Origin of the sequence: Arthrobacter sp. 2YAF22_2, assembly GCF_052114645.1 — a bacterium.
Lineage (GTDB): Bacteria > Actinomycetota > Actinomycetes > Actinomycetales > Micrococcaceae > Arthrobacter.
In genome coordinates this window covers 1-5,474 of sequence record NZ_JBFRFD010000238.1, presented here as the reverse complement: position 1 = coordinate 5,474, position 5,474 = coordinate 1, and the positions used below count along the sequence as shown (strand labels likewise).

Here is a 5,474-nt window from a genome sequence, read left to right as displayed (position 1 = left end):
GCGTTGCCCTACCTCAAGCCGGGCAAGGTGCTGCGCGTGGTACTGGGCTGGGCTGGCCTGGCCGGGATGCTCTCCTGCGGGCTGCTGCTGAGCGTGGACCGTTCCTTTCCCGGCTTCATCGCACTGTGGCCAACCCTGGCTGCGGCGGCCATCATTGTGGCCGGGCGGAGCGGAAGCCGCTTCGGCGTGGACCGGTTCCTGACGTGGCGGCCGCTGGTGGCGCTCGGTGACAACTCCTACGCACTGTACCTTTGGCACTGGCCGCTGCTGGTGCTGGCCCTCGCCGCGATGGGATTGAGTTCGCCGAACCTGTGGCAGGGCCTCGCCGTTGTCGCTGTGTCGGTGCTGCTGGCCGTGCTCACCACACGCTTCGTTGAAAAGCCGCTGCGCGAATGGCACTGGCCGCAGCGCCGGGCCTGGCGCACCGCCGTCGTGATCGCCGCCTGTGGTGCCGTGCTGGCCGGGCCGGTCACGCTCTGGCAAAGCCATATGGTGGCGGACGAGGCCGCTGCCGCGTCCCAGCCCAGGGAGCTGACGCCCGGCGCCGCCGCCCTGGCCCCGGAGAACGCGGGCAAAACGACGCCGGACGCGAAGATCATCCCGGCGCCGGGCGCCATGAAGAACGAATGGGCTGACATCGACGGGCTGTGCACGGACAAAAACATTCCCAGCGACCCGCTGCTGGCGGGCTGCCTGCAGAACAGCCGCCCGGACCCGGTCGTCAAGAGAATCGTTGTGCTCGGCGACTCGCACGCCCAGCAGTACATGGCCGCGCTGGGTCCGATCGCCAAGAGCCACGGCTGGGAAGTCGTCACCCTGCTCAAGGGCAACTGCCGCTTCGGCGGAGAATCCACCGAGCGCGACGCGGACTGCAACGCCTTCAACAAGGCCAGCTCCGACTACGTCCTGGAGCACAAGCCGGACGCCGTCTTCACGGTCGCTTCGCTCACCCTCAAGGACGCCCCGTACGAAACCGAGGTGCCGCAGTACCTCGAAGGCATCAAGCCGTTCACCGACGCCGGGATCGAAGTGGTCGGCATCCGCGACAACCCGCGCTTCAACATGAACATGCCCGAATGCGTCCAGAAGAAGGGCACCCACGCGGCCGACTGCAACGTCCCGCTGCAGGAGTCCCTGGCCGCGTCCTCGCCGCTGGACGACTATCGCGGCAAGGTCCCCCGGCTCCATCTCATGGACATGAGCGATTTTATCTGCGCCGACCGGACCTGCCCCGCGGTCGTCGGCAATGTCTACGTCTACAAGGACGACAACCACCTGACCAAGACCTACGTGCAAAGCATGATCCCGATGTTCGAGGAGCGACTGCTCGCCGCCACCGGCTGGAAGTGACGCCCGCGGCGCCTCGGTCGGATGGCGTTGCTCACATCCGTCGCCCGGAATATGGGGATCGCCGCCAAGGTTCTACTATTTACTCAATACTTCTGCACAGGCCATGCCCGTAATGACGGGCTGGTCATCTGCTGCAATCCCTACCCGTGAACCCGGAAACCCAAGGTAAGAGGCGCACTCATGACCCAGCCCGAACACGACCCCTTTGGCTTCGTCGGCCTGACCTACGACGACGTCCTGCTCCTGCCGGGACACACCAACGTGATCCCTTCCGAGGCGGACACTTCGTCCCGGATCTCCAAGCGCATCACCGTCAACACGCCGCTGCTTTCCGCCGCGATGGACACCGTGACCGAATCGCGGATGGCCATCGCGATGGCCCGCCAGGGCGGCCTCGGCGTCGTGCACCGGAACCTCTCGATCGCCGACCAGGCCGACCAGGTGGACCGGGTCAAGCGCAGCGAATCCGGCATGATCACCAACCCGCTCACGATCGGCCCCGAGGCGACGCTCGCCGAACTGGACGAGATCTGCTCGCACTACCGGGTATCCGGCCTGCCGGTCGTGGACGAGGGCATGCGCCTGCTGGGTATCGTTACGAACCGCGACACCCGGTTCGTGCCGGAGGCGGACTTCCCGATCCGGCTGGTCAGCGACGTCATGACCAAGATGCCGCTGGTCACCGGGCACGTGGGCATCAGCCGCGAGGAGGCCTCCCACAAGCTGGCCACCAACAAGATCGAGAAGCTTCCGTTGGTCGACGAGCAGGGCCGACTCAAGGGCCTCATCACCACCAAGGACTTCACCAAGGCCGAGCAGTACCCGCTGGCCACCAAGGACGACGAGGGACGGCTGCGCGTCGGTGCCGCCATCGGGTTCTTCGGCGACGGCTGGGAACGTGCCATGACCCTGGTCGACGCCGGCGTCGACGCCCTCTTCGTGGACACCGCAAACGGCCACTCACAGGGTGTCCTGGACATGATCCGCCGGTTGAAGTCCGATCCGGCCGCCGCGCACGTGGACATCATCGGCGGTCAGGCCGCCACCCGCGAAGGCGCGCAGGCGTTGATCGACGCCGGTGCCGACGGCATCAAGGTCGGAGTGGGCCCGGGGTCCATCTGCACCACCCGCGTGGTGGCCGGCGTCGGTGTCCCGCAGATCACCGCTATCTACGAGTCCGCCAAGGCCGCCATCCCCGCCGGTGTGCCGCTGATCGCCGACGGCGGCCTACAGTACTCGGGCGACATCGGCAAGGCCCTGGTGGCCGGCGCCGACACCGTCATGCTCGGCTCCCTGCTGGCTGGCTGCGATGAGTCCCCGGGCGACCTGATCTTCGTCAATGGCAAGCAATTCAAGCTCTACCGCGGGATGGGCTCCCTCGGCGCCATGCAGACCCGAGGGAAGAACACTTCCTACTCCAAGGACCGCTACTTCCAGGCCGACGTCTCCGGCGACGACAAGCTGATCCCCGAAGGCATCGAAGGCCGCGTCGCCTACCGCGGCCCGCTGGCCTCCGTGGCGCACCAACTGGTCGGCGGCCTCCGCCAGACCATGTTCTACACCGGAGCCGCGACAATCCCCGAGCTGAAGGCCCGCGGCAAGTTCGTCCGGATCACCGCCGCGGGCCTGAAGGAATCCCACCCGCACGACATCCAGATGACGGTGGAGGCGCCGAACTACGGCTCGCGCTGAGCGAAAATGTCTGAATTGCGACCGGCCCGGGCGCCCAGCCGAAAGCTCACGCTGAGGCCGTACGCCCGGGCCGTCGCGCAGGTGCTGCGGGTCAGCTTCCGTGCCTCGCCCGCCGCCGTCGTGATGAAAGTATTGGGCTCGCTGATCTCCGCGGTGCTGCCGCTGGTCACCACCTACTTCGCCGCGCTGACCACCACGGCGCTGGCGGCCGCCTATGCGGGCAACGCGGCGGCGGGACCGCAGGCGATCATATATGTGGTCATCACGGCGGCGCTCGGCCTCTTCTGGGGAGCGTTCAGCAGCGTGGACCGCTACATCCAGCAACTCATGAGTTTCCGGGTCGGCGCGGTCGTGGGGGACCAGATGTACGAGCGGTTCCTCGCTCTCGACTTCTGGCGCTATGACGACAAGGAGACGGTGGACCTGTACGACCGGGCCAAGCGTTTCTCCGACTCCTACGCGCGGGTCCTGGACCGAATCGCCGCCATCTTCACCCAGCTGGTCTCCGTGATCTTGGCCATCGGCGCCCTGCTGCTGGTCAGCTGGTGGATCGCCGTGATTGTCCTGATCGCGATCGTGCCCAGCGTCTACCTGCAGTTCAGGCTCTCCCGGGAACAGATCGCGCACTGGAACACCCAGGTCGATTCGCGCCGGCAGCGCCGGATGATCGAAACGAACCTGCTGCGGCCGCAACACATCGCGGAGATGCGGCTCTACGGGATCGTCGGCTACCTGATGGGGCTCCGTTCCCGGCTCCGGGACGCGGATGAGAAACGCCGGCTGGACTTCCAGAAGCGCTACATCCCCAAGCAACTCGCCGCCGACGCGCTGCAGTACGGCGCCGAGGTGGTCTCCTTGATCTGGGTGGTGGGACAGGTCATCGCCCGGGCCGCGCCGGTGGGGCAGTTCCTCTACGTCCAGCAGATTGTCAGCCGTGCCCTGTCCACCGCCAACAACTTGGTCTCCTCGCTCAGTTCCATCGACGAGGACCTCTCGAACCTGACGGACTACGAGTTGTTCATGGCGCTGCCGGCGCACTCCGAGCACGCCCCTGCCCTGCTGCAGGCGCCCCGGACGGTGGAACTGCGGGACATCCGCTTTACCTACACCGGCAGCGAGCTGGAAGTCATCAAGGGCATCTCGCTGACCATCCGGCAGGGCCAGCACATCGCCATCGTGGGGGAGAACGGCGCCGGCAAGTCCACCCTGATCCGGATTCTTGCCGGGCTCTACCGGCCGGATTCCGGGCAGGTACTGCTCGACGGCGTCGACCTCGCCGCCGTCGACGTGAAGTCCTGGCACCGCCACCTGGCCGTGCTCAGCCAGGAGTTCCTCAAGTACGAGTTCGCCACCGCGGCGGAGAACATCTTCTTCGGCGACGTCGACGCACCCCGGGATGACGCACGGGTCCGCCGGGCCGCGGCCGACGCGGAGGCCCTCGAGTTCATCAACAGACTGCCCAACGGGCTGGACAACCACGTCAGTAACTGGATGGAGGATCCCCGCGGCCGGAAAGGCAGCGGGCTCTCCGGCGGCCAGTGGCAGCGACTGGCGATGGCCAGGAACTTCTACCGCGACGCGTCCTTTATGGTGATGGACGAGCCGACGTCGGCGATCGACGCCCTGGCCGAGCACCGGATCTTCACCCGGCTCTTCGCGGACCGCAGCAGCACGATGATCGCCATCAGCCACCGCCTCGCGACAATCGAGAAAGCGGACATCGTCTACATGCTCGAGGACGGTCGGATCGTCGAGCAGGGCACCCACAAGGAACTCGTGGCCTTGCGCGGCCGCTACTTCCGGATGTTCGAATCACAACTGACGGTGGAGGAACCCGAAGAGGTCTGAGCCGCGTCGACCGTCCGGCGCCGGGCCCTCGACCGTGGTCCGGACTCGTGCCAGGCTCGGTTGCGCTGGGACGCTGCTGAAGCCGAACGTCACCGGGGGCCGCACGGCTGTCAAAGCGCCCGCACTCCGGCCCTCCCAGGTGACGTCGGCATGGCGGATGCGATGGACGTCGGTGACACCGTAGGACTCGCGTTTTCCATTGCCCGCGGTTCCCGAGGTCCTGGCGCCCGGGCTGAGGAGGCTGGCCAGCGGGCTGACCGCGCGCAGCCACCTGGGATGTACTGCGAGGGGCCGCGGGACGGCGCGGAGGGCGAACCCGAGGGGAGTCCTGCCGCCGGTCCCGGCGGTGACCGTCAAAGGCCCGGCCTCCACCACGAGCGTCCCCCACCCCAGCGAAACGTCCACACCGATCACGCGCACCTCGTCGAAGGTGTAGGTCGCGGCGACGAAATCGGCCACTTCCCGCGTGGGTGCGAGCAGGATCCGATGGCCGGAGGGCAGCTGCACCATGACATCGGCGAACGGACCGAACGGGGAGGCCTGCCAGAACCCGATCACGGCCCTGAGTCCGGACAGCGTTCCGA

4 protein-coding genes are annotated in these 5,474 nt (G+C 67.1%); 3 read left to right on the top strand and 1 reads right to left on the bottom strand.

Annotated features, from left to right (window positions below; genetic code table 11):
- From AB4Y86_RS11005 to AB4Y86_RS10995, 3 genes are all read left to right on the top strand, one after another.
- Window positions 1-1,350 (top strand): acyltransferase family protein (locus AB4Y86_RS11005; protein ID WP_441402272.1); only part of this gene is annotated, 1,350 nt, incomplete at its 5' end.
- A gap of 180 nt (window positions 1,351-1,530) precedes the next feature.
- A complete protein-coding gene (gene guaB, locus AB4Y86_RS11000) occupies window positions 1,531-3,042 on the top strand; it encodes an IMP dehydrogenase (RefSeq protein WP_441402271.1) in 1,512 nt (503 codons plus the stop codon).
- A 6-nt stretch (window positions 3,043-3,048) separates the two neighbouring features.
- A complete protein-coding gene (locus tag AB4Y86_RS10995; protein ID WP_441402270.1) occupies window positions 3,049-4,890 on the top strand; it encodes an ABC transporter ATP-binding protein in 1,842 nt (613 codons plus the stop codon).
- Here the strand turns inward: AB4Y86_RS10995 and AB4Y86_RS10990 are convergent.
- The coding region (locus AB4Y86_RS10990) for a hypothetical protein (RefSeq protein ID WP_441402269.1) at window positions 4,855-5,474 on the bottom strand (620 nt) is incomplete at its 5' end. The two genes, AB4Y86_RS10995 and AB4Y86_RS10990, sit on opposite strands and share 36 nt — an antisense overlap.